Source organism: Clostridium sp. LS (assembly GCF_002760435.1).
Lineage (GTDB): Bacteria > Bacillota > Clostridia > Clostridiales > Clostridiaceae > Clostridium.
This window is the reverse complement of sequence record NZ_AUUU01000192.1, coordinates 1-1,529: the sequence shown is the minus strand read 5'-3', so window position 1 is coordinate 1,529 and position 1,529 is coordinate 1. Positions and strand designations below refer to the sequence as shown.

Here is a 1,529-nt window from a genome sequence, read left to right as displayed (position 1 = left end):
TCAACAGTATAGAAATATCTATTTAATTTAGAGTCTACTTCGGAATCTGCAATATCCGCGGCAACAACCTCATACCCTCTAGTAAACCTAGAAATCATATAAAAGTCTTTATCAGTCTCAACTAAAACATTGTCCTTATGGAAAATAAATTTAGTTAACTTTTCATTTTCTTGAATCTCAGCTCTTAATCCTTCTGTATCATATCTATTAACTAAAGTATTTACTTGCTTGTCAATTCACAACTGTATATATACTTATAATTAATTCTATTTTTTAGGCATAGAAAATTAAACTACTTACCCTATTTGGTAGGTAGTTTAATTTATTTGTAGATTTATTATTTTTTCAGTCTAATATATATATCTTCTGGTGTAAGTCCTTCACCAAATAATTCAAATATAAAATCAAATACTTCATTCGCGTTAATATTAAATTCTTTCCCAAGTAACTTACAATATACATCTAGCTCATATTCTTTAATTTTGCCTAAATTATTTGTTAATTCACTAATTATTTGTATATACTTTTTTTCATCAAAATTTTCATTTTTAATTTTCTCATAAAAAATTATTGTGTCAAATACATAATTAGGTGCCAAATCCGAATAGAATAATTCATTTACATTCTCATAATCTGTCATTTGTTCTAACTCATTTAATTCATTACTCTTTTCTTCACTACTTTCATAATGAAATAACCCATCATTATAAATTTTACTTATTAATATTTTTAATCTGTTTGAATCCATAGCCGCACTATCCTTTCTTTCCAAAATGATATTTTGAATCTATAATAATTTTATGCATTTTAGGAGACAATATAATCAAATTATCTAAATCATACACTCCCCCACCCTTAGCTATTGGTTGCTTATGGTGAATAACATATTTTCCACTATTTGAATAAGGTGCCATACCGTTTTTCATTAATGTCTGTCCTGACTTTCCAAATTCTGTTGCATATTTTGAATTTCCCACTTCTTCCCATAACGCTGATCTTAACTCTTTAAAATTGTTGAATGTCCTGTTATTAAGTCTGTCCTTTATTTCTTGTGGTATCACCCCAATATTTCCACTTTGATACATTAACTTATTTTGATTTACATCTATTTTATTATTTTGTGTAGTTATACCTGGAGAATTTCTTAATTCTTCAGCATTAATCTGCCTCTTTTTGGGTGCACATGCTGCTAATTGATACCCACTCGGATCATAATACCTAACAGGATTATTCCCACAATAAGCATAAAGATTTAACCCATCGCCCCTATAAACATCTTCTTGAGTAAACCTGCCAATTACAGGGTTATAAAATCTTGCCCTCAAATAATACTGCCCTGTAACACTATCATATTGTTGACCAGTATAAGTTATCCTATTATGAACTTGTTCCCTACCTTCAAGAACATTACCAAAAGCATCATACCAATATTCATTTCTAATCTGCTGGTTCGCGTCAGTAATACATGTTGTACTTCCCTGTTCATCAACAGTATAGAAATATCTATTTAATTTAGAGTCTACTTCGGA

General features: G+C 29.1%; 2 protein-coding genes. Both read right to left on the bottom strand.

What is annotated here, in order from left to right:
• Positions 1-337 precede the first annotated feature (337 nt).
• Complete coding sequence (locus COL3_RS25920; protein ID WP_180277994.1) at positions 338-772, bottom strand: hypothetical protein; 435 nt, start codon at positions 770-772, stop codon at positions 338-340.
• Positions 756-1,529 (bottom strand): RHS repeat-associated core domain-containing protein (locus COL3_RS25915; RefSeq protein ID WP_143327574.1); only part of this gene is annotated, 774 nt, incomplete at its 5' end. The genes COL3_RS25915 and COL3_RS25920, both read right to left, overlap by 17 nt.